24 protein-coding genes, 1 tRNA gene and 2 pseudogenes are annotated in these 21,563 nt (G+C 69.9%); 14 read left to right on the top strand and 13 right to left on the bottom strand.

The window, feature by feature from the left end; translation table 11 throughout:
* Positions 1-51 precede the first annotated feature (51 nt).
* On the top strand, positions 52-222 hold the full coding sequence (locus tag FHX82_RS28850; protein WP_183176906.1) for a hypothetical protein: 171 nt from the start codon (positions 52-54) through the stop codon (positions 220-222).
* Here the strand turns inward: FHX82_RS28850 and FHX82_RS28845 are convergent.
* The gene (locus tag FHX82_RS28845; protein WP_145932546.1) at positions 219-1,061 is read right to left on the bottom strand and encodes an IclR family transcriptional regulator; all 843 of its coding nucleotides are present in this window, start codon (positions 1,059-1,061) and stop codon (positions 219-221) included. The two genes, FHX82_RS28850 and FHX82_RS28845, sit on opposite strands and share 4 nt — an antisense overlap.
* 72 nt (positions 1,062-1,133) lie before the next feature.
* Here FHX82_RS28845 and hutH point away from each other — a divergent pair, with 72 nt between their 5' ends.
* The 7 genes from hutH to FHX82_RS28810 all read left to right on the top strand — a co-directional run bounded on the left by hutH (position 1,134) and on the right by FHX82_RS28810 (position 9,386).
* Entirely contained in the window at positions 1,134-2,660 is a 1,527-nt protein-coding gene (gene hutH / locus FHX82_RS28840; RefSeq protein ID WP_145932547.1) for a histidine ammonia-lyase, read from the top strand.
* Positions 2,657-4,297: a urocanate hydratase gene (gene hutU, locus FHX82_RS28835; protein WP_145932548.1), complete on the top strand. Its 1,641-nt coding sequence runs from the start codon at positions 2,657-2,659 to the stop codon at positions 4,295-4,297. Before hutH ends, hutU begins: the two co-directional genes overlap by 4 nt.
* An 82-nt stretch (positions 4,298-4,379) precedes the next feature.
* On the top strand, positions 4,380-5,558 hold the full coding sequence (locus tag FHX82_RS28830) for an allantoate amidohydrolase (RefSeq protein WP_145932549.1): 1,179 nt from the start codon (positions 4,380-4,382) through the stop codon (positions 5,556-5,558).
* The gene (locus tag FHX82_RS28825; protein ID WP_145932550.1) at positions 5,555-6,847 is read left to right on the top strand and encodes a formimidoylglutamate deiminase; all 1,293 of its coding nucleotides are present in this window, start codon (positions 5,555-5,557) and stop codon (positions 6,845-6,847) included. The genes FHX82_RS28830 and FHX82_RS28825 overlap by 4 nt, the downstream gene beginning before the upstream one ends.
* Positions 6,835-8,001, top strand: coding sequence for an imidazolonepropionase (gene hutI / locus FHX82_RS28820; RefSeq protein WP_145932551.1), 1,167 nt, complete (start codon positions 6,835-6,837; stop codon positions 7,999-8,001). Before FHX82_RS28825 ends, hutI begins: the two co-directional genes overlap by 13 nt.
* 27 nt (positions 8,002-8,028) lie before the next feature.
* Complete coding sequence (locus FHX82_RS28815) at positions 8,029-9,153, top strand: inorganic phosphate transporter (protein WP_145932552.1); 1,125 nt, start codon at positions 8,029-8,031, stop codon at positions 9,151-9,153.
* Between the two features lie 8 nt (positions 9,154-9,161).
* On the top strand, positions 9,162-9,386 hold the full coding sequence (locus FHX82_RS28810; protein WP_145932553.1) for a hypothetical protein: 225 nt from the start codon (positions 9,162-9,164) through the stop codon (positions 9,384-9,386).
* 191 nt (positions 9,387-9,577) lie between these two features.
* On the opposite strand, the gene FHX82_RS28805 is transcribed toward FHX82_RS28810, so the two are convergent.
* Together FHX82_RS28805 and FHX82_RS28800 are read right to left on the bottom strand one after the other, a co-directional pair.
* The gene (locus tag FHX82_RS28805; RefSeq protein WP_145932554.1) at positions 9,578-10,147 is read right to left on the bottom strand and encodes a hypothetical protein; all 570 of its coding nucleotides are present in this window, start codon (positions 10,145-10,147) and stop codon (positions 9,578-9,580) included.
* The gene (locus tag FHX82_RS28800; protein ID WP_145932555.1) at positions 10,148-10,354 is read right to left on the bottom strand and encodes a hypothetical protein; all 207 of its coding nucleotides are present in this window, start codon (positions 10,352-10,354) and stop codon (positions 10,148-10,150) included.
* A gap of 34 nt (positions 10,355-10,388) precedes the next feature.
* Here FHX82_RS28800 and FHX82_RS28795 point away from each other — a divergent pair, with 34 nt between their 5' ends.
* The gene (locus tag FHX82_RS28795; RefSeq protein WP_145932556.1) at positions 10,389-11,102 is read left to right on the top strand and encodes a dienelactone hydrolase family protein; all 714 of its coding nucleotides are present in this window, start codon (positions 10,389-10,391) and stop codon (positions 11,100-11,102) included.
* A 20-nt stretch (positions 11,103-11,122) separates the two neighbouring features.
* On the opposite strand, the gene hrpB is transcribed toward FHX82_RS28795, so the two are convergent.
* Positions 11,123-13,483, bottom strand: coding sequence for an ATP-dependent helicase HrpB (gene hrpB, locus FHX82_RS28790; RefSeq protein WP_145932557.1), 2,361 nt, complete (start codon positions 13,481-13,483; stop codon positions 11,123-11,125).
* On the bottom strand, positions 13,480-14,298 hold the full coding sequence (locus FHX82_RS28785) for a glutamate ABC transporter substrate-binding protein (protein WP_145932558.1): 819 nt from the start codon (positions 14,296-14,298) through the stop codon (positions 13,480-13,482). Before FHX82_RS28785 ends, hrpB begins: the two co-directional genes overlap by 4 nt.
* Before the next feature lie 69 nt (positions 14,299-14,367).
* On the opposite strand from FHX82_RS28785, the gene FHX82_RS28780 reads away from it, so the two are divergent.
* From FHX82_RS28780 to FHX82_RS28770, 3 genes are all read left to right on the top strand, one after another.
* Positions 14,368-14,877 (top strand): MauE/DoxX family redox-associated membrane protein, encoded by a 510-nt coding sequence (locus FHX82_RS28780; protein WP_145932559.1) that lies wholly within the window; start codon positions 14,368-14,370, stop codon positions 14,875-14,877.
* Positions 14,878-14,882: 5 nt separating this feature from the next.
* Positions 14,883-15,659, top strand: a complete 777-nt coding sequence (locus FHX82_RS28775; RefSeq protein WP_145932560.1) for a DsbA family protein — start codon at positions 14,883-14,885, stop codon at positions 15,657-15,659.
* Between the two features lie 87 nt (positions 15,660-15,746).
* Positions 15,747-15,819 (top strand) — tRNA-Ala (locus FHX82_RS28770).
* Between the two features lie 685 nt (positions 15,820-16,504).
* Here FHX82_RS28770 and FHX82_RS38115 read toward each other — a convergent pair.
* A pseudogene (locus FHX82_RS38115) lies at positions 16,505-16,657 on the bottom strand (hypothetical protein); the annotation flags it as partial.
* On the opposite strand from FHX82_RS38115, the pseudogene FHX82_RS37380 reads away from it, so the two are divergent.
* Both FHX82_RS37380 and FHX82_RS38110 read left to right on the top strand, forming a co-directional pair.
* A pseudogene (locus tag FHX82_RS37380) lies at positions 16,590-16,855 on the top strand (TRM11 family SAM-dependent methyltransferase); the annotation flags it as partial. The pseudogenes FHX82_RS38115 and FHX82_RS37380 overlap by 68 nt on opposite strands.
* Positions 16,842-17,039, top strand: coding sequence for a winged helix-turn-helix transcriptional regulator (locus tag FHX82_RS38110; protein WP_506265862.1), 198 nt, complete (start codon positions 16,842-16,844; stop codon positions 17,037-17,039). The pseudogene FHX82_RS37380 and the gene FHX82_RS38110, both read left to right, overlap by 14 nt.
* On the opposite strand, the gene FHX82_RS28755 is transcribed toward FHX82_RS38110, so the two are convergent.
* From FHX82_RS28755 to FHX82_RS37880, 7 genes are all read right to left on the bottom strand, one after another.
* Entirely contained in the window at positions 17,008-17,787 is a 780-nt protein-coding gene (locus FHX82_RS28755) for an alpha/beta fold hydrolase (protein WP_145932561.1), read from the bottom strand. The two genes, FHX82_RS38110 and FHX82_RS28755, sit on opposite strands and share 32 nt — an antisense overlap.
* A complete protein-coding gene (locus tag FHX82_RS28750) occupies positions 17,784-18,197 on the bottom strand; it encodes a carboxymuconolactone decarboxylase family protein (protein WP_229881397.1) in 414 nt (137 codons plus the stop codon). Before FHX82_RS28750 ends, FHX82_RS28755 begins: the two co-directional genes overlap by 4 nt.
* Before the next feature lie 212 nt (positions 18,198-18,409).
* The gene (locus FHX82_RS28745) at positions 18,410-18,844 is read right to left on the bottom strand and encodes a nuclear transport factor 2 family protein (RefSeq protein WP_145932563.1); all 435 of its coding nucleotides are present in this window, start codon (positions 18,842-18,844) and stop codon (positions 18,410-18,412) included.
* The gene (locus tag FHX82_RS28740) at positions 18,841-19,764 is read right to left on the bottom strand and encodes a fumarylacetoacetate hydrolase family protein (protein WP_145932564.1); all 924 of its coding nucleotides are present in this window, start codon (positions 19,762-19,764) and stop codon (positions 18,841-18,843) included. Before FHX82_RS28740 ends, FHX82_RS28745 begins: the two co-directional genes overlap by 4 nt.
* Positions 19,761-20,615, bottom strand: coding sequence for a DODA-type extradiol aromatic ring-opening family dioxygenase (locus FHX82_RS28735; protein ID WP_145932565.1), 855 nt, complete (start codon positions 20,613-20,615; stop codon positions 19,761-19,763). The genes FHX82_RS28740 and FHX82_RS28735 overlap by 4 nt, the downstream gene beginning before the upstream one ends.
* Before the next feature lies 1 nt (position 20,616).
* Positions 20,617-20,991: a protocatechuate 3,4-dioxygenase gene (locus tag FHX82_RS28730; RefSeq protein WP_145932566.1), complete on the bottom strand. Its 375-nt coding sequence runs from the start codon at positions 20,989-20,991 to the stop codon at positions 20,617-20,619.
* On the bottom strand, positions 20,988-21,548 hold the full coding sequence (locus tag FHX82_RS37880; protein ID WP_183176892.1) for a cupin domain-containing protein: 561 nt from the start codon (positions 21,546-21,548) through the stop codon (positions 20,988-20,990). Before FHX82_RS37880 ends, FHX82_RS28730 begins: the two co-directional genes overlap by 4 nt.
* Positions 21,549-21,563 lie beyond the last annotated feature (15 nt).

Genomic DNA, 21,563 nt, shown 5'->3' with positions numbered 1-21,563 from the left:
AGAAGGTGCCAGATGGCCCGGGTAAGCCATGCAAGAAGCTCCCAGGACACCATGGAACGGGGCTGGCTGGCAGGGGTCCGCGCCGAGGAGAAGGTCCACCGTGACGTCCAGGAGAGCAAGGCGGCCCGCACGGTGGCGGGGCACTCGACCGACGCGATCGAGTGCGCGGAACTGCTCGAGATGCTCGGCCTCCAGCCGGAGCAGGGCAAGAACCTCGTCTAGATCGGGTTACTGAGCGGCGGAGCCGCTTGCCGTGGGCCGTCAACCGGCTCCGCCACCCGAACCCGGCGACCGCCGATCCGGGTCGTCAGCTCGTCGGCCGCGAGACCCACCTGGGTGGCGATCTCCGGCCAGTCCTCCCCGCACACCACGCCCTCGTCGGGGCAGTGGTGCCGTAGTGTCACGCTGATCGCCGCCATCGGGCGGCCGCCGTGGTCGAACACCGGGTGCGCCACCGACGCGAACCCGGCGGTCACGAACCCGTCCTCCACCGCCCAGCCCCGCCGCCGCTCCGCCGCGAGCAGCTTGCGCAGCTCGGCCAGAGTCCGCGGGCCGCGCCCGGTCCGGTCGACGAACGCGCCCGGGAACAGCGCCCGCACGTGCGCGGGCGGCAGGTACGCCAGCATCGCCCGCCCGGACGCCGGCAGGTGCGCGGGCAGCCGCACCCCCACGTCGGTCACCAGCGTCTCCGGCTGCGCCGGACGCTCCTTCAGCAGGTACAGCAGCTCGTGCCCGTGCAGCACGCCGAGCTGCGCCGGATGCCCGAGGCGGTCGACGAGCCTGCGCAGCAGCGGGCCCGCGAGCCGCTCCAGCGGGTCGTGCCGCAGGTACGCCGAACCCAGCTCGAACGCCGCGATGCCGAGGCCGTAGCGGCGCTCCGCGGGCAGGTGCACGACGAACCCGGCGGCCTCCAGCTCACTGAGCAGGTGGTACGTCGTCGACCGCGGCAGGCCCAGCTCGCGCGCGATCGTCGCGGCGGACGCCGGGCCCGGCCGCCGCGCCAGCGCACCCAGCACCGCCAGCCCACGCCGCAGCGCGGGCACATCGCTGCTCACGCCCATCTGTCTGGCATACCAGACACAACCGGTCCGTCGCGAGGTGCTTCCCACCGCCGCGGCGGGTGCAATGGGCGGATGGAAAGCACGGTGCGGGTGGACTCGGGCACGTTGAGCCGGGAACAGGTGGTGGCGGTCGCGCGCGGGGGTGCGCGGGTCGAACTGGGCGAGACCGTGCTGAAGAACCTCGCCGCGACCCGGCAGCACATCGACTCGCTCGCGGAGGCGGCGGACCCGGTGTACGGCGTGTCGACGGGGTTCGGCGCGCTCGCCATCCGGCACATTCCGCCGGATCGCCGCACCGCGCTGCAACGCTCGTTGATCCGCTCGCACGCCGCGGGCGCCGGGCCCGCCGTGGAACCCGAGGTGGTGCGGGCCATGATGCTGTTGCGGCTGCGGACGCTCGCGACCGGCTACACGGGCGTGCGGCCCGAGACCGCGGCCGCGCTGGCGGGGCTGCTCGACGCGGGACTGGTCCCGGTGGTGCACGAGTACGGCTCACTCGGTTGCTCCGGAGACCTCGCACCACTGGCCGCCGTCGCGCTCGCGCTGATGGGCGAGGGCGAAGTGTCCGATCGCGACGGTCATCGTCTGCCTGCTGCGGAAGCATTGCGGGTCAACGGACTCGCACCGGTGACACTGGCCGAAAAGGAGGGTCTCGCCCTCACCAACGGCACCGACGGCATGCTCGGCATGCTGGTGCTCGCGATCGCCGACCTGCACCGGCTGCTCGACACCGCCGACCTCACCGGTGCGATGAGCGTGGAAGCCCTGCTGGGCACCGACCGCGCGTTCGCGCCGGACCTCCAGGCCCTGCGGCCGCACCCCGGGCAGGCACTGTCCGCGCGCCGGATGTTCGCCGCGCTCCAGGGTTCTGGCATCGTGGCGAGCCACCGCGGGCCGGACTGCACGCGGGTGCAGGACGCCTACTCCCTGCGCTGCGCCCCGCAGGTGCACGGCGCGGCGCGCGACACCGTGAGCCACGCCGAGCTGGTCGCGGACCGGGAGCTCGCGGCCGCGATCGACAACCCGGTGGTGCTCGCCGATGGCCGGGTCGAGTCGAACGGCAACTTCCACGGCGCCCCGCTCGCGTACGTGCTCGACTTCCTTGCGATCCCGGTCGCCGACGTCGCGAGCATCGCCGAGCGTCGCACCGACCGGATGCTCGACATCACGCGCTCGCAGGGGCTGCCCGCGTTCCTCGCGCACGATCCGGGCGTCGACTCCGGCTACATGATCGCCCAGTACACGCAGGCCGCCGTGGTCAGCGAGCTGAAACGGCTCGCGGTGCCGTCGTCGGTGGACTCGATTCCCAGCAGCGCCATGCAGGAGGACCACGTGTCGATGGGGTGGTCGGCCGCGCGGAAGCTGCGCCGCGCCGTCGACGGGCTGACCACGGTGCTGGCCGTCGAGCTGCTGACCGCGGCACGGGCACTGGATCTCCGCGCGCCGCTGCGGCCCGCGCCGGTGACCGCCGCGGTGCGCGACCTCGTGCGGGAAAGGGTCGGCGGGCCGGGGCCGGACCGCCATCTGGCGCCGGAAATCGCCGCGGTCGAAGAGCTCGTCAGGACAGGGGTCGTTCTCGAGGCACTGGAGGAAGCATGATCGTGCGAGCTGCCCGCGGGTCCACGCTGACCGCGAAGAACTGGCAGACCGAGGCCGCGCTGCGGATGTTCCACAACAACCTCGACCCCGACGTGGCCGAGCGGCCCGAGGACCTCGTCGTGTACGGCGGCACCGGCAAGGCCGCGCGGAACCAGGCGAGCTTCGAGGCGATCACCCGGTGTTTGACCACTTTGGACGAAGACGAGACGCTGCTCGTCCAGTCCGGCAAGCCGGTCGGGGTGCTGCGGACGCACGAGTGGGCGCCGCGGGTGCTGCTCGCGAACTCGAACCTCGTCGGCGACTGGGCCACGTGGCCGGAGTTCCGGCGGCTGGAGCGGCTCGGCCTGACGATGTACGGGCAGATGACCGCGGGTTCGTGGATCTACATCGGCACACAGGGCATTCTGCAGGGCACGTACGAAACTTTCGCGGCAGTGGCGGCGAAGCGGTTCGGCGGATCGCTGCGGGGGACGCTCACCGTGACAGCCGGGCTCGGCGGGATGGGCGGCGCGCAGCCGCTGGCGGTGACGATGAACGACGGGGTCGCGCTGGTCGTGGAGTGCGACCCGGATCGCGCGAAGCGGCGGCTGGAGACGCGGTACCTGGACGAGCTGGCGTCCGATGTGGACGATGCGGTGCGCCGGGTGGCGGAGGCGAAGAAGGAAGGGAAAGCCCTTTCTGTCGGCGTCATCGGCAACGCCGCCGAGGTCCTGCCCGAGCTGTTGCGCAGAGGCGTCGAGGTCGACATCGTGACGGACCAGACGTCGGCACACGACCCGCTCGCGTACCTGCCGGTCGGCGTGGACATCGCGGACTGGCACGACTACGCGGCGCGCAAACCCGACGAGTTCACCGACCGTTCGCGCGAGTCGATGGCCGAGCACGTGGACGCGATGCTGGGCTTCCTCGACGCGGGCGCGGAGGTGTTCGACTACGGCAACTCGTTGCGGGGCGAGGCGAAACTGGGCGGCTGCGAGCGGGCGTTCGACTTCCCGGGGTTCGTGCCCGCGTACATCCGGCCGTTGTTCTGCGAGGGCAAGGGGCCGTTCCGGTGGGCGGCGCTGTCCGGTGATCCGGCCGACATCGCTGCGACCGATCGCGCGATCCTGGAGCTGTTCCCGGAGAACGAGTCGCTCGCGCGGTGGATCCGGCTCGCCGGGGAGCGGGTGGCGTTCCAGGGTCTGCCGGCGCGGATCTGCTGGCTCGGCTACGGGGAACGGCACCTCGCGGGGTTGCGGTTCAACGAGATGGTGGCGAGCGGGGAGCTGTCGGCGCCGGTGGTCATCGGGCGGGACCACCTCGACGCGGGCAGCGTGGCGTCGCCGTACCGCGAGACGGAGGCGATGGCCGACGGGTCCGACGCGATCGCCGACTGGCCGCTGCTGAACGCGCTCGTGAACACGGCTTCCGGGGCGAGCTGGGTGTCGATCCACCACGGCGGCGGGGTCGGGATGGGGCGGTCGATCCACGCCGGGCAGGTGTGCGTCGCCGACGGCACGGCGCTCGCGGGCCGGAAGATCGAGCGAGTGCTGACGAACGACCCGGCGATGGGCGTGTTGCGGCACGTCGACGCGGGGTACGAGCGGGCCGGTGCGGTGGCGCGGGAGCGCGGGTTGCGGGTGCCGATGGGGGAGTGATGGCTCGCGGCGGTGTGCGGGCCTTGTGGGTGGTGGTCGTGTGCAGGAGTGTGGTCGTGGGGACCGAGGCCAGGGAGGTCGGATGAGCGCCGTCAGCTTGCTGGGTGAGATCGCGGACGTCGGGCGGGACCGGGTGCGTGGTGGCTACTCGCGGCACCTCTTCGACCCGGCCGAGCGGGAGTTGCGGGAGTGGTTCACCGAGCAGGCCCGGCGACGCGGCCTCGACGTCGAGACCGACCGCAACGGCAACCTCTGGGCCTGGCTCGGCGAACCGGGGCCGAACGCGTTCGTCACCGGTAGCCACCTCGACTCCGTGCCCGGCGGGGGCGCGTTCGACGGGCCGCTCGGGGTGGTCAGCGCGCTCGATGCCGTGACAGCGCTCGAAAAGCCGAACCGCCCGGTCGCGGTGATCGCGTTCGCCGAGGAGGAGGGCGGGCGGTTCGGCGTGCCCTGCCTCGGTTCGCAGCTGCTCACCGGCGCCATCGACCCGGCGAGAGCGCTCGCCCTGCGCGACCCCGACGGCGTGACCTTCGCCGAGGTCACCGCGCAGGCGGGCCTGGAACCCGGACGGGACGACGAGGCGCTCGGGCGGATCGGCACGTTCCTCGAACTGCACGTCGAGCAGGGGCGGGGGCTCGTCGACTTGGGCTCGCCCCTCGCCGTCGGCAGCACCGTGATCGCGCACGGCCGCTGGCGGTTCACGTTCACCGGGCAGGGAAACCACGCCGGAGCCACGCGGATCACCGACCGCCACGACCCGATGCTGCCCGCCGCGGCTGTCGTGGCGGCCGCGCGGCGGCTCGCGTCGAAGGTCGAGGGGGCCCGCGCAACCGTGGGCAGGCTGGTCCCGAAACCCGGCGGCACCAACGTCATCGCGTCCACTGTGGACCTCTGGCTCGACGCCCGGGTGCCCAGCGACGACCGGGTGCGCCCGCTCGTCGACGAGATCGCCGAGGCCGCGAGCCGGGCCGCGGCGGAGGAGGGGTGCGAGGTGAAGATCTCCGAGGAGTCCTACAGCCGCACGGCGACCTTCGACACCGGCCTCCGCGAGCAGTTGCGCGACCTGCTCGGCGGCGCGCCCGAGCTGCCGACCGGCGCGGGTCACGACGCGGCGATCCTCGCCGCGCACGTGCCCGCCGGGATGCTCTACGTCCGCAACCCGACCGGTGTGAGCCACGCGCCGGAGGAGTTCGCGGAGGACGACGACGTCGAACGCGGAGCGCGCGCCCTCGCCGACGTCCTCAGGCACCTGTCGACATGACGACGTACTGGGCCGAGCGGGCCTGGCTGCCGGACGGGGTCGTGGACGCCGTCCGGCTGGAGGTCGTCGACGGAACCTTCACGCAGGTGGTGCCGGGCCGGCCACGCACCGGAACAGTCCTCAGTGGACTCGTGCTGCCCGGTTTCGCCAACGGGCACTCGCACGCCTTCCACCGGGCGATGCGCGGGCGGACGCAGGGCGAGCGCGGAACGTTTTGGACCTGGCGCGAGCGGATGTACGACCTCGCCGACCGGCTCGACCCCGACTCCTACTACCGCCTCGCGCGTGGCGTCTACGCCGAGATGGCGCTTTCCGGCTACACGAGCGTCGGCGAGTTCCACTACCTGCACCACGGCCCCGCCGGCCGCCCGTACGACGATCCCAACGAGATGGGGCACGCGCTCGCCCGCGCCGCGGCGGACGCCGGGATCCGCCTGACGCTGCTCGACACCTGCTACCTCACCGGCGGTTTCGGCCGTCCCCTCGACGACCGGCAGAAACGCTTCGGCGACGTCGACGCCGAGGCGTGGGCGAACCGGGTCGACGGCTTCCGGCCGGAGGGGCTCGTGCACGTCGGCGCGGCGGTGCACTCGGTGCGTGCCGTGCCCGCCGACCAGCTGCCAACGGTGGCGGAAAGGTCCGGACCACTGCACGTCCACGTGTCCGAGCAGCGGGCGGAGAACCAGGACTGCGTGGCGCACTACGGCCGCGGCCCCGTGCAGGTGCTGGCCGACACCGGGGTGCTGGGCCCGCGGACGGTCGCCGTGCACGGGACACACCTGGACGACGCCGACATCCGCACGCTCGCCCGCACCGGCACCCGCGTGTGCTTCTGCCCGACGACGGAACGCGACCTCGGCGACGGCCTCGGCCCGGCGCGGCAGCTGGCCGACGCCGGGGTGGGCCTGTGCCTCGGCAGCGACAGCCAGGCGGTGGTCGACGCGTTCGAGGAGGCGCGAGCACTGGAGATGAACGACCGGCTGGCCGCGCGGTCGCGGGGCCGCTTCACCGGCGCGGAACTGCTGGCCGCCGCGACCGACCACGACGCGCTCGGCTGGGGCGAAGTGGGCCTGTTCCCCGGCGCGCCCGCGGATCTGGTGGCAGTCGACCTGAACTCGGTGCGCACGGCCGGTGCCGAACCCGAGGCCGTGTTGCTGTGTGCGAGCGCGGCGGACGTGACGGACGTGCTCGTCGCCGGGCGGGAGGTCGTCCGCGACCGGGTGCACCAGCTGGTGGAACGGCCGGAAGCCGTACTGGCGGGAGAAATCGAGGCGCTGTGGCGATCCTGATCGACGGCATCGGCGAGCTGACCACCAACGATCCCGAGTTGGGCACGCTGCGCGATGCGGCGCTGGTGCTCGACGGCACGCAGGTCGCGTGGGTGGGGTACTCGCGACGTGCTCCTGTCGCCGACGAACGGGTCGACGTCGGTGGGCGGGCGGCGTTGCCCGGCTGGGTGGACAGCCACACGCACCTCGTCTTCGCCGGAGACCGCACGGCCGAGTTCGCCGCCCGGATGGCCGGAAAGCCTTACACCGCCGGAGGAATCGCGGTCACGGTCGAGGCCACGCGGGCCGCGTCGGACGAGGAGCTGGCCGCCAACCTGCGACGGCACGTCGAGGAGGCCGCACGGCAGGGCACGACGTGCCTGGAGACCAAGACCGGCTACGGACTGTCCGTTGTGGACGAACAACGGTCGGCCCGGATCGCGGCGGAGGTCGTCGACGAGGTCACGTTCCTGGGCGCGCACCTGGTCCCGCCGGGTGCCGAACGGAAGTCCTATGTGGACCTCGTCTGCGGCGAGATGCTCGACGCGGTCAGGGACTCCGTGCGCTGGGTGGACGTCTTCTGCGAGGAAGGTGCCTTCGACGAGGCCCAGTCCGAGCGCGTCCTGCGCGCGGCACGCGACAAGGGCCTCGGGCTCCGCGTGCACGGCAACCAGCTCGGCCCGGGGCCGGGCGTGCAGCTCGCCGTCCGGAACGGCGCGGCGAGCGTCGATCACTGCACGTACCTCACCGACGCGGACGTGGACGCGCTCGCGAGCTCCGGCACCGTCGCGACCCTGCTCCCCGCCTGCGACCTGTCCACCCGCCAGCCCCTCGCCCCGGCTCGCCGGCTCCTCGACGCGGGAGCCGTCGTCGCGCTCGCGACCAACGCCAACCCGGGCAGCTCGTACACCACCTCCATGGCCTTCTGCGTGGCGACGGCAGTACTCCAAATGGGGATGAGCGTCGAGGAGGCCGTCTGGGCGGCGACGGCGGGTGGTGCCAGAGCGTTACGACGGGATGACGTCGGTCACCTCCGGCCGGGCGCCCGGGCAGACGTGCACGTACTGGACGCACCGTCGGTCACAAACCTCGCATATCGCCCAGGAGTCCCGCTGACGTGGGCGGTTTGGAGGTGTGGCGTTCATCCGATGTTCAGCTCCGAACGGGATTCGTGATTCACTCGGTCGGTAACCTCAAGGAACGTGGACCCCTCACTCATCGTCATCGTGGTGGTCGTCGCGGCACTCGCCTTCGACTTCACCAACGGCTTCCACGACACCGCCAACGCGATGGCGACGTCCATCGCCACCGGCGCCCTCAAACCCAAGGTCGCGGTCGGCATCTCCGCGGTGCTCAACCTCGTGGGCGCCTTCCTGTCCATCGAAGTGGCCAAGACCATCTCCGGCGGCATCGTCGACGACACGAAGGTGACCCCGACGGTCGTGTTCGCCGGACTCGTCGGCGCGATCATCTGGAACCTGCTGACCTGGCTGTTCGGTTTGCCGTCGAGCTCGTCCCACGCGCTGTTCGGCGGCCTGATCGGCGCGACGTGGATCGCGTCGGGAGCCGACGCGGTGCACTTCACCGCGGTGGTCGAGAAGATTCTGATCCCCGCCGTCGCGTCACCGCTGGTCGCCGGTGTCGTCGCGGTCGTCGGTACGTTCCTCGTCTACCGGATCACCGCGTCGGCGCGCCAGGACGTGGTGGGCAAGACGTTCAAGACCGCGCAGGCGCTGTCGGCGTCGCTGGTCTCGCTCGCGCACGGCACCAACGACGCGCAGAAGACGATGGGCGTGATCACGCTGACGCTCATCGCGTCCGGCTCGCTCTCGGCCGGGTCGTCCCCGCCGATCTGGGTCATCCTGTGCTCCGGCACCGCGATCGCGCTCGGCACCTACCTGGGTGGCTGGCGCATCATCCAGACGATGGGCAAGAAGATCACCGAAATCCAGACACCCCAGGGCTTCGCGGCCGAGACCAGTGCCGCGGTGACGATCCTCGCGTCCTCGCACCTCGGGTTCGCGCTGTCCACCACGCACGTGTGCTCGGGCGGGATCATCGGCTCGGGCGTCGGCCGGAAGCTCGCCGAGGTCCGGTGGGGCGTCGCGGGCCGGATGGCGCTGGCGTGGCTGTTCACGCTGCCCGCGGCCGCCATCGTTGGTGCGATCGCGGCCGAGGTCGCCGGCAGCGGCAGCATCGGCACCGTGCTGGTCGGCGTGGCCGGGGTCGTCGTGGCGGTCGTCATCTACCTGTGGTCGCGGCGCAACCCGGTGACCGCGAGCAACGTCAACGGCCCTGCCCCCGAGCCGGCTCCGGCCGCCGCCTGAGGAGCGTCATGAAGATCGACTGGGCTGCCCTCGGCAGCGTGTTCCTGATCGCGCTGGTCGCGGTCGCCGTGCTCACCAGCCTGTTCGCCGTCGGCGTGCGCGGCCTCGCGGCCCGCACGACGGCCCGGGAAGGTGGAACGAGTGGCGGCAGCGGGCTGACCACGGCGGTGGTGTGCTTCGCGATCTGCGTCGCCGTCGTCGGATACGGCATCTACCTCATCGTCGCCGCTTAGAGATGTTGTGGAAAGTGGCTTGCGTGGCGGTGCGGGTAGCGGAACCTGAGGCGGTCCCTGACTCCGGGATCTCCTCATCATGACCGCCAGGTCACCACTTCGGAGCTGTCCTCGCCAGGAACCGCCTCAGAACCCGCGGCGGTGCCGGTTGACGGCCCACAGCAAGCGGCTCCGCCGCTTCGGAAACACCCTTAGCGGGCCTTCAGGTCCTCGATGTAGTGCACGCGCGCCGGGTCGTCGAGCATTTCGGCGACCCGGGGCAGCGCGCCCTCGGGGATGACCTCCAGGCTCGCGACGATCGTCGCCTCCGGGAGGGTGTCCACGAAGCGCGCGATGGTGATCCAGTCCTGCCGCCGCGCCAGCTCACGCGCCACCCGCACCACCACCGGCGCCGGCATTCCCGCGATGATCCCCGCCGCCCGGCGCGGATCCAGCTCCGCGGCCACGTCCGCGAGGAACCCCGGCGACAGCCGCTTCGCGATGTCCACCCCGCGGCTCACGTCGACCAGCCCCGCGATCCGCGCGGACAGCAGCGGCCCGAACACCTTCTCCGCCAGCTTCGCCAGCAGCGGGCTCGGCAGCAGCTTGCTGGCGCCCGCCATCCGTTCCAGCGCGCCGAGGTGGGCGTCGAACAACGCGCTCGTCACCTGGTCCCGCAGCAGGCGCAGGTCGGCGACCGGCACGTCCCGCAGGTACGCGAACCGCTCCGGCGGCGCGCCGAGGACGCGCGCGAGCTTGCGGATCTCCACGTCGGACGACATCTACAGCCCCATGGCGCGGCGGACGGCGGGCCGCAGCAGCGCCGGGATGAACCGCAGCGCGTCGTTGCCCGCCTGCGCCAGCGCCCGCCCCTGACGCCGTCTGGCCTCCCGCAGCGCGTCCGCTAGGTCCTGCTGGTGCGCCTGCGGGAGCGCGGCGACGCCCTCCGGCAGGCTGCCGAGCTGCCCGGCGAGCGTGCGGTCGTCCATCTCCCGATCATCTCATCTGACTACCGTTGTCTGCATGGCAAAAGAGATCGAGACCTCCACCACCACCGTCGACGGGCTCGGCGCCTACCTCGCCCGGCCCGCGGGCGGCTCCGCGCAGGGCATGCTCCTGCTGCCGATGATCACGGGAATCGGGGCGCAGATCCGGGAGTGGGCCGACGAGGTCGCCCGCCGCGGCATCACGGCGCTCACCTGGGACCCGTGGCACGGCGTGAGCAGCGACGACACCTCGTTCGAGGAGCTGCACGAGCGCATGACGAAGCTCGACGACGAGACCTGCCTCGACGAGCAGCGCCGGCTGCTCGACCACCTGCTCGGCGAGCTGGGCTGCGCCAGGGCCGGCGTCGTCGGCTGGTGCCTCGGCGGCCGGTTCGCGCTGATCCTGGGCGGCCGGGACGAGCGGCTCGCGAACGTCATCGCCTTCCACCCCACCGTGCCCGGCACGCCCGCGCCGAACCACACCGCCGACGCCGTCGAGCACACCGCGCGCATCAAGGCGCCGGTGATGATGTGCTACCCCGGCAAGGACGACCTGGTGCCGGCCGAAAGCTTCCAACGCCTGCAGAGCGCGTTGCAGACGCGCGCGGAGGCCGCCAGCATCGTGCACGTCTACCCACAGGCCGAGCACGGGTACACCGACCGGCGGCGGCACGGGAACCCGGTCAACGCCGAGGCGTTCGCGGTGTCGTGGCCCCAGGCGCTGGAGTTCGCGGCGGCCACGACGCGCTGACGGCTGCGAGGAGGACCCGGTCAGCGCCGGGTCGGCGCCGCGGTGAGCGGGTTCTCCGGCCAGGAGTGCTTGGGGTAACGGCCGCGCAGCTCGGCCCGCACCGACGGATATCCGTTGCGCCAGAACGACTCCAGGTCGCTCGTGACCGCCGCCGGGCGGCCGGCGGGGGAGAGCAGGTGCAGCACCACCGGCACGCCGGACACGCGTGGGGTGGCGAGCCAGCCGAAGGTTTCCTGCAGCTTCACGGCGAGCACGGGCTCGCCGCCCGCGTAGTCGACGCGGATCCGGGAGCCGGTCGGGACTTCGAGCCGGTCGGGCGCGAGCTGGTCGAGCCGGGCCGCTTCCGGCCAGGGCAGGAGGGTTCGTAGCGCCTGCACGGTGTCGATGCGGGCGAGGTCCGCGCGACGGCGGGCGGTGCCGAGCCAGTTCTCCGCCGTGGCGAGCAGGTCCTCGTCCGCCATGCTGGGCCACGGCTCGCCGTGGACGTGGTGCAGGAACGCGAGGCGTGCACGCAGTCGCACCGCTTCGGGCGGCCACGGCAGGAGGTTCAGCCCTTCCTTGCGCAGTCCGTCGGCGAGCGCTTGACGGACCAGTTCGGGGTCCGGGTTCCGCAGCGGGCGTTCGCTGAGCACGATCGCGCCGAGCCTGCGGACCCTGCGTGCGACCACATCGCCGGCCCAGAGTACTTCGTCCACTTCGGACACGAGGTTCGGTGCGGCCGTGACGGCGAGCTCGGCGTCGGCCCGGGCGGCGAGGCGGATGAGACCCTGCGCGCGGCCGGGATCGCGGGTGGCCTCGGCGACGGCAAGCCATTCCACGTCGCCGAGACCGCTGCCATGAGGCAGTTCCGCTGCCGTGCCGCCGGCCATCAGGTACACCGGAGAGCCCGGTTCGCGGCGGCGCGCCAGCCGTTCGGGATGCGCCAGGGCAACGACCAGCGCGGGGTCGGGCGCCTCGGGTGCGCCGGGGACGAGCCGGGAGAGGCGCCGGACCTCCGTGCGCCAGCGTTCGTCGCGCGTGTCGCGCAACCGGCGCAGCTCCGCGTCGACGTCCGTGAGCGTGCCGCCGTTGTCCAGCAGCGCCACGACTTCCGCCGCGGACTGCGGGCCGACCCGCTCCGCGCCGTCGAGCAGGGCCCGCGCGAGGCGGGGGTGCAGGCCGAGCGCGGCCATCCGCCGGCCTCGCTCGGTCACCTTGCCGTCTTCCAGCGCGCCGAGCGTGTGCAGGAGTTGTTGCCCGGCTTCGAGCGGACCCACGGGCGGCGGGTCCCACCACGACAGTCCGGCACCGTCCGATGTGGACCAGCAGGCGAGTTCGAGGGTGAGCCGCGCGAGGTCCGCGGTGCGGATCTCCGGTTCGGGATAGGCGGGCAGGCTCGCCTGCTCGTACTGCGCCCAGCAGCGGTACACCCGGCCCGGCGCCTCGCGGCCCGCGCGTCCGGCACGTTGTTCGGCGACGGCGGCCGACACGCGGACGGTGGCCAGGCCCGGCAGCCCGCGGCGGTGGTCCACGCGCGGCACGCGGGCCAGCCCGGAGTCGACTACCGCGCGCACACCGGGCACGGTGAGGCTCGATTCGGCGACCGCTGTGGCGAGCACGACGCGCCGCTCCGGCCCGGCACTGAGCGCGGCGTCCTGGCGCGCGGGGGAGAGGCGCCCGTGCAGCGGCAGGACGTTCAGGTCACCGAGCAACGCTGCGGTCCGCGCGATTTCGCCCGCACCAGGAAGGAACGCGAGTACGTCACCGTCTACTTCGGACAACGCCGTGCGGACAGCTCTCGCGACGGTCGCCTCGACGCGCTCGTTGCGCGCCGGTGGCTGGTAACTGACCTCGACGGGAAACGTCCGCGCGTGGGCGGTGACCACGGGCGCGTCGCCGAGCAGTTCCGCGAGCCGGCCCGAAGCGACGGTGGCGGACGTGGCGAGCAGGCGCAGGTCGTCCCGCAGCCCGCCGCGCACGTCGAGCAGCAGCGCCAGCAGCAGGTCGGCGTCGAGGTGCCGTTCGTGGCACTCGTCGAGCAGCACCGTGCTCGTCCCCGGCAGCTCCGGATCACCTTGCAGACGCCGCACGAGCAGGCCCGACGTGACCACTTCGATGCGCGTCCGCTGGGAAACCTTGCGGTCGCCGCGCACGCTGTAGCCGACGGTTTCGCCCACCCGCTCGCCGAGCAGTGCGGCCATCCTCGACGCCGCCGCCCGCGCGGCGAGTCGGCGGGGTTCGGCGACGACGATCCGGCCTTCGGTGCGTTCGGCGAGCGAGAGCGGCACCACGGTGGTCTTGCCCGTGCCGGGCGGGGCGACGAGCACGGCGGTGCCGTGCGCGGTCAGCGCGTCGTGCAGCTCGTCCAGCACCTCGCGGACGGGCAGGTCGGGCAGCTTCATCGTTCGGTCACGGCGGGCGGGGCGGGCAGCGGATAACCGGACGGGCCGATGTTCACGCGCAGCGACTCCGCCCAGCGGCCGGTGTCGATCATCTTGCGGATCGCGTCGTCGAGCGCGGCCTGGCCCTGGGGGTCGCCCTGGCGCAGGCCGATGCCGTAGCGCTCGGTGGAGAACGGCCTGCCGACGACCTTGAGCAGCTCGGGGTTCTGCGTCACGTAACCGGCGAGGATCACCCCATCGGTGGTCACGGCGTCCACCTGTCCGGCGAGTAGCGCGGTCACGCAGTCCGGGTAACGCGGGTACTCGACCAGCTGCACGGCCTGCGCGAACCGCTTCTTGACCTCCTGCGCGGGCGTGGAGCCGGTGACCGAGCACAGGCGGCGGCCGTTGAGCGTCTCCGGCCCGGTGATCGCGGTGTCGGACCGGCGGACGAGCAGGTCCTGGCCCGTCTCGAAGTACGGCCCGGCGAACGCGATGACCTGCTTGCGCTGGTCGGTGATGGAGTAGGTGGCGACGACCAGGTCGACCGTGCCGGACGTGAGGTCGGTCTCCCGGGTCGCGGACGTGGTCTCGCGCCAGGTGATGCCCGAGGGGTGCACGCCGAGCTGCTCGGCGACGAACTCGGCGACGTCCACGTCGAAGCCGGTGAACCGGCCGTCGAGGGTGTGCTCGGCGAGTCCTGGCTGGTCGAAGCGGATGCCGATGGTGAGGTGCCCGTCGTCGGCCTTGCCGAGGAGGGTGTTCGGATCGGCGGAGGAACAGGCCGTGAGGCCGGTGAGCAGGAGGAGCGCGAGTATCACCCGAACGAGCGGCACCTGCTGCTCCTTCCCGCGCGTGCGGCGTGACCTCACAAGTTTCTCAGGACTCGCCGATAGCCTAAGCGCGTGTTCCGGCCTTCCCAACCCGTACTCGACGCCGTCGGGACGGTGGTCCGGCTGGGCCTGTCCGCGGTGTGGCTCACGTCGGGGTCGATCAAGCTCGCCGACCCCGGTCAGACGTACCTCGCGGTCAAGGCGTACCAGCTGCTGCCCGACGCCGTCGTGCACCCCGTGGCCACCGCGCTGCCGCTGTTCGAGCTGGCGCTCGGCGTGCTGCTGCTCGCCGGCCTGCTCACCAGGGCGGCGGCGGTCGGTTCCGCCGTGCTGCTGGTGCTGTTCATCGCCGGGGTGTCGCAGTCGTGGGCCCGCGGGCTCACCATCGACTGCGGCTGTTTCGGTGGCGGTGGCCAGGTGGCGGCGGGGCAGACGCAGTACCCCCAGGAAATAGCGCGTGACGTGGGCTTCCTCGTGCTCGCCGGCTGGCTGATCGCGCGTTCCCGGACGAAGTTCGCGGTCGACGGCTGGCTGCGGTCCGGGCAGCAGCCGGTCCCGGCGCAAGAAGCAGAAAGGATTTGAAAGAAGTGGGTGGAGCGGAGCGGGCCGCACGCAAACGCCGCCAGTCGCAGACGGCGGGCGCACGGGCGGTGGCGCAGGCGCGCGGATCGTCGGGCGGCAACCGGAGGACGATCGTCGTGGTCGTCGCCGTGGTGGTTCTGGCCGCCCTCGTCATCGGCGGCGTGATCTGGACGAACTCGTCGAAGAACCAGACGGCGGGCCAGGCGATCCCGCCGGTGACGACGAACGCCGCACTGGACTCGGCGAACGAGCGCCACGACGCCACGGTGGTCTCGGGCCGCGACGACGCCAAAGCGAAGATCGACATCTACGCCGACTTCCTGTGCCCGTACTGCGGGCAGTTGCAGAAGGCCTACGGACAGCAGATCGAGCAGCAGATCGAGGCGGGGAACCTGCAGGTCACGTACCACATGATCCCGCTGCTCAACAGCCGCTCGGACCCGCCGGGCTACTCGCTGGCGTCGGAGAACGCCTCGCTGTGCGCCGCGGACCAGGGCAAGTTCACCGCCTACCACGACAGCCTGTTCGCCAAGCAGCCGGAAGAGGGCCAGCGCGGGTACGACAACACGCAGCTCATCCAGCTGGGCAAGGACCTGGGGATCACCGCCCCCGAGTTCGCCACCTGCGTGAACAACGGAACGTACAACCAGCAGCTGAACGACGCGCTGACGAAGATCTCGGCGGACCCGAGCTTCCAGGGCACGCCGACCATCCTGCACGGCACGACACAACTGAACTGGAGCGACGCGAACTGGCTGACCAACCTGGTGGGCCAGTCCTGACCTCGCCGCACGGGGGGTCCCGTGGTTGTGGACCCCCCGTGCAAGGTTCGTGCAGGGTTCTTGTAGAGTACTTCTCAGCAACAACACGGGGCTATGGCGCAGCTGGTAGCGCACCTCACTGGCAGTGAGGGGGTCAGGGGTTCGAGTCCCCTTAGCTCCACCTTAGGGGTCTTACCAGAACACGGCACCGAAACAACGCTGCCTAGTAGGACCTGGACACCGTCGGTAGCAACAGGGCTGCCTCCCTTTCGGGAGGTGGCCCTGTTGGCATGTCGGGGCCGAGTGTCGGTTCGTGGCTCCGGCAGGGTCACGTCGGTGCTCTGCCAGTCGCTCTGGACGGCGTGCAGTTGGGCGAAGGGCTCCCGGAGACCGTGGTCGGCGATCTGGTCGTCATCGACGTAGAGACTATGGAAGATCGCCTGGTTGAGCATCCGACGTTGCTGCTCGTCGCAGCGGCGGTAGAGCTCTTGGGGGTTCTCCAGCAGGGTGAGCGCGGCCTCGATGAGCCGGGCGCTGTCGGAAAGGTTCTCGGTCGTGGTGGTGAGCCGTTCGGTCAGGCGTCGTCGTTGGCGGGCGATCTCGCGGAGCTTGGTCCTGATCTTCTCCTGTCCGATGGTGGAATCGGCCGCCAGTTCGATGAGGTTCTCTTCGCGGGTGTCCAGCGACTTCAACTCGGTGGTGGGTTGTTTGTGGAGCAGTCGCTCGGAGGCTTCTTGCTCGTCGATGGCGCGGGCGACCTCGGCGCGGACGGTGGCGACGAACTGGGCACTGAAGCGGATCGTCGCGTAGTGGTTCTCCACCGCGTCTTCGATGAGGGCGACGTTGATGTGCGGGGCTTCGCAGCTGCCGTTCTGCTTGTTGCGGCAGAAGAAGTAGGTGTATTCGCTGCCTCGGGAGTTGACGGTGTGCTGGACGATGAGCCGCTGGGTGATGCCCGCTCGCTTGCAGCGCCCACAGAACAGCGAGCAGTCCTCGCCAGCAACGCAGCGTAAGAACAACTACGTGCCGACCTCGACCGCGCATCCGGCGAAGATGCTGCCGGAGGTCGTCCGCCAGCCGTTGTCCGCTACACGCCTCCCGGCGAGCTGGTGCTCGATCCGATGTGCGGTGTCGGCACGATCCTGGTGGAAGCCGTCCGGCTCGGGCGGCGCGCGGTCGGGGTGGAGTACCGTCTGCGCCACGTTGCCGCCGCGCGTCGAGTACGAACTGACGGAGTTCGGTCGCACGTTGCTCGTTCCATTGGAGGTACTCGCCGCCTGGGCAGCCACGCATCGAGGGAATCTTCAGGCGGCCCGCGCGAGGTACGACCGGCAGTCGGCTCACGGCAGCGCTTCGACCCGTCTCGCTGCTATGCAAGAAATCGCCGGAGAAGCTCATTGAACTTTTCCGGTTGTTCCAGCGGTGCCATGTGACCGCACTGCGCGAGAACTACTCGCTCGGCGCCCGCAATCGACTCTACGAGAACGTTGCCAATGTCCAGGTAGCCTGGCACGTCCCATTCGCCATTGATGATCAGGACCGGCAGGGCAGTGTCGGCGAGTCTGCTCATCACAGATGGCAGAGGGGCCGTAACGTGTCTGCCCCGCCAATGCTCGCCGCTGTAGTCAGTAATCATCTGACGAACCCGGTCACTGGCGTCCGGATGCTGATTCAACGATGCGAAGATCGGATGTCGGAGCCAATATTCCTTGGTCTCTTCGACGCTGTGCACGCGCGCATACGCAAGTGCGGCGTCCGGGGGACGAGTTTCACTCCATCTGTGGCCGGTGAGCCCGGGTGAGGCCAGCACAAGCCGGCGTACGCGTTCCGGACTCATGACCGCGACTGCCAGCGCGACATTCGCTCCCAGCGATAGCCCCACCAGATCGACTGGTCTATCGAACTGTTGGTACTCCAGCAGTTCGATAAGGTCGTCTGCATGATGTCGGACCGGCTCCGGCGGCGAGGACTCGCCGAATCCTCGCAGGTCGTATGTCACGACTCGCCTGGACTCCGACAATGCGCTGGTCTGGTGAACCCACATGCGCCGGTCAAGTGAGAAGCCGTGCAGGAAAACGAGGGGGTCTCCTTCGCCGACATCGTCTCCTCGAAGGAGCCCGGTGCCGGCCCGAGCGACGAAGGCCGTCATGACGATTCCGGCCGCAGCGTAGCGAGAGCTACCGCGAGCATGCTGTAGTAGCCGACCAACCAGATCAGTTCGGCGAGCCGTTTCTCGCCGAGTATGCGTAGGGCTGATTCGTAGTCAGCGTCCCCGAGTGAGCCTTGCGTCAACAGTTCGTTCGCGGTGCTGACGACGCAGCGGTCCTCCTCGCTCAGGTCGTCCGGAATCACACCGTCCAGAATCTGTTGTAATTGCGCCACCTCTAGCCCTGCCTCGAGGGCCGCGCCTTGATGGGCTTCCCACTCGAACCTCGACCGACGGTGCGCCGCCACGGTGAGTATCGCAAGTTCCCGTGAACGGGGTGAGAGCTCAGTCCTGGTGCGGAGGACGGCACCGACTTGCTGGACAGCTGCTCCGACGGCGGGAGCGAGCAGCATCAAAGCGAATGGGCCAAGCAGCCTACCTTCGCAGTCGATCAGGGGGACCGATGTCTGTTCGGCTCTGGGACCGTGAGCGATTGTGGCGTGCAGTTCGGCCTGCTCCGCGGTCAGTTCCTCGGGCCCCAGGAGTGCAGTGCGCGCCGGACCCGGCGCCTTGGGCACGTCGCGCAGGCGAGCCAAGGAGTCCTCAGCTTGGTCAGGGAACGAATTCATGTTGGAGCCAACCGCTCATCTTTGAATACAGGGTGAATTGTCCGCTCGGCAATGCGCCAACCAACGTCGGCGATGGAGACGTAGATGTCGACGAAATCAGCCACCAGATAGACGCCGGTTCCCGATATTGGCGCGTCCTGGTTCGCGGCGAAGGTATACCAGCTGCTGAGGCCGTAGATCTTGTCGCCCGTGGCCTGCAGCGTCAGGCTACTCCAGCCGTGCCGGGTCGTGCGAGGTCCTGTCCGTGCCGTGAATCTGGAGACAATGGCGTCGACACCCGCATAGATCCTTTCCCCGCTGACGTATCGCGCCTCGGAAGTGAACACCTGTCGCAAGTTGTCGAACTCGCCTAGGTCGAGAGCCCAGGCGAAGCGAGCATTGAGTTCCTCGATCGCTGCGCGTTCCGCGGGCGGTACACACCTGGCTGTCACCGGTGCTCCACATGGTTGCGCAGCACTCCGAGGCCCTCGATCTCGACTTCGACGGTTCCGCCGCGCGCGACGAGGTCGAGATTCTGCACGGCCCCACCGCCCGAGTTCGCGCGGCGCAACGCGGTGCCCATAGCGATGACGTCGCCAGTCTCGAGGGTCATGTACGACGAAACGAATGCGATCACCTCAGCGACGCTGAATCGCAGATTAGCGGTGTTGTCATCGGTGATGATCTGACCGTTGTGCCGACAGACAATACGCAGGGCGTGTGGGTCCGCGACTTCGTCCGCCGTGACGATCCACGGGCCGGTTGGGCCGAATGTGTCCGAGCCCTTGTAACGCGCCGGGTAGGTTACCCAGCTTTCAACGTATCGGACACCGTCCGGTTCGCTATCCGACGGATGGATGGCGCGGTAGTGAAAGGTGTCCTCGGCGCGGAGGGTCGGTGAGGTGAGGTCGTTGAACACCGTGTAGCCGTACACATGCCGCAGGGCGCGGTCGTGTGGGATATCGGACCCGCCGATGCCGATGACCACCGCCAACTCCGGCTCGGGGTGCACGCGCCCGTAGGAAGCGCGTAGTCGCAGCGGAGTGTCATGCCCGGTGAGGCTCGTGGTGGGCTTCGTGAACAGCGCCGGTGTCGGGGGGCCAGAGATGATCCGGTCCGGGTTGGCGCTGTTGTTCAGCGCGACGCAGAGAACCTTTCCAGGGCGAGGGACGGGAGGGAGCCAGGTGAGCTCAGCGACCGCGAATCGCGGGGCGGAGGCGGTCGCCTCTTCGACGATGGCGTTTGCCGTCTCGCGGGGCGCGGCCAGGAGTGTCTCCATCGAGTCGAAGGCATGCACGGCCGCGGCCATGTCGTCGCTGGCGGCGGCGACCACGGCGGGTTGTCCGTTCAGCAAGGCGGTACCGATTCTCATCGGATCGCCTCTTCGGGCTCAGTCATCACCAGCACCCCACAACCGGTGATCTTTGGGAAGCTGGAGAAGGAATACTCGACTCCCGCCTGCGGTCCCAGTGCCGCACGCATGGCATACCAGAGGGCGAGCTCAGAGGCTTCTGTCCCTCCGAGCCGCTGAAGTTCCCGCACCTCGATCTTGAGCAGATCGTCGAGATGCGCGGGCAGCTGCTGAAGGAACCACTTGTCCAAGTCAGCGTTGGCGATGCCGAATCTTGCTCCGCTGATCTGATGGGACATACCGCCCGTAGCGACAATGAGTACGCGCTCTTCGGACGGATGAGCCTCGACCGCCGCACGCAGAGCCAGGCCGAGGTCGGCCAGCCGCTGAGGGCGTGGCAGTGGTTCTCGGATCATGTTGACCGCGATCGGAGTGATCGGCACCGTCCACGGTGGCTCAAGCAGGTAGGGCAGCCACGAAAAGATGCCGTGGTCGACTCCCAGCCCTTGACAGACCGTGAGGTCGAAGTCACGCTCGATGAGTTGCTCCGTGAGGTGGATGCCCCACCTGTGGTCACCGGGGAGTTCGGGGAGGGGACGCAGTCCCCAGCCTTCGTCCATCTGAGGGAAACCGTTACCGACGCCGATGGCGAACGTCGGGTACGCGTCGAGGGTGAAGTGGTTGAGATGATCGTTGTAAACGATCACGAGGTGATCCGGCCGCAGTCGTTCAAGGAGCGCCCGTGCTGGCCGGGTGCCCTCGAACCAGGGTTGCCACTCGGTCGCGACAGCGCCGTTGTCGGCTGCTCGATCGAACTCGACCCCCATGGACGGGGTATGCGAAATGCCGAGTCCGCCGATGATACGAGCCATCTCAAGCCTTTCCCGGAACGGCGGAGACAATCCGCGGGCATGCGGCAAGAAGTTCGGTCACGCTCACGCCGGCGTTGTGTGCTCCAATGTCGAACAGGTTTCCGCCGTGAGTAGCGCAGAGCTTCAGCACTGCCTGCAGATGGGCGCCACGGCGCAGCAGGGCAGTCCAGTCTCGGGCGCGTACGAGGTCGCGGTCCGCGGCGGTGAGCGCGTAGCGCTGCATGTAGGCATCCGGGTCGGTCAGGTACGCCGCTCGGTTCGATTCGTCGCGCAACGAAAGACAGAAGGCTGTGAGGTGCCTGCCATCGAAGGCACGCTCAGCCGTGAATTGCACAGTGCCGGGCTCCTTGAGGTCGAACGAGGGCAGCGGCATCATTTGAACGTTCCTGACGGAAGGGACTGTGCGTCCACGATCACAAATGCCATCTGGCACGGCACGTCGCCTCGGTTCTCCCAGGCATGGTTGGTTCCGCGCTGAATCACGACGTCACCAGCGGATAAGGTAACGTCCTCCGTGTCGAGGAGCAGGGTGATCGAACCGCTGATGACGATGCCGAAATCAACGGTCTCTGTCCGATGCATGGCCGGGTGCCGAGCGTTCTCGACGTGGGCGTCTGCGAACGCCGCCTCGCCGTCGATGGCCGTGCCCTCCGGGATCGGATCGAATTGCAAGATCGCGAAGTTCAGGCCGCCGGTTATAACGATAGTCGTGGGCGCGCTGGGATCTCGCCTTTCCCACGCATCTACGGAAGTCGGCACGCTCGACATCCGCCACATGTCTGCGATCGCGATTCGCGCGTCCTCGATGACCTCAATGTCCGGTGACTGACCGTCATCGACGACTACTGCCTTCCCCGTGGCGTCGTGACCGGTCACAACCCGACGAACAGCTTTCGGCTGCATCCGCTTCGGTGCATTGGTGGGCGTTGACACGTCCTCTCCTTCTTT

It is taken from the genome of Amycolatopsis bartoniae (genome assembly GCF_014191255.1).
GTDB lineage: Bacteria > Actinomycetota > Actinomycetes > Mycobacteriales > Pseudonocardiaceae > Amycolatopsis_E > Amycolatopsis_E bartoniae.
The sequence above is the reverse complement of the archived record's forward strand: the minus strand, read 5'-3'. Positions and strand labels throughout refer to the sequence as shown.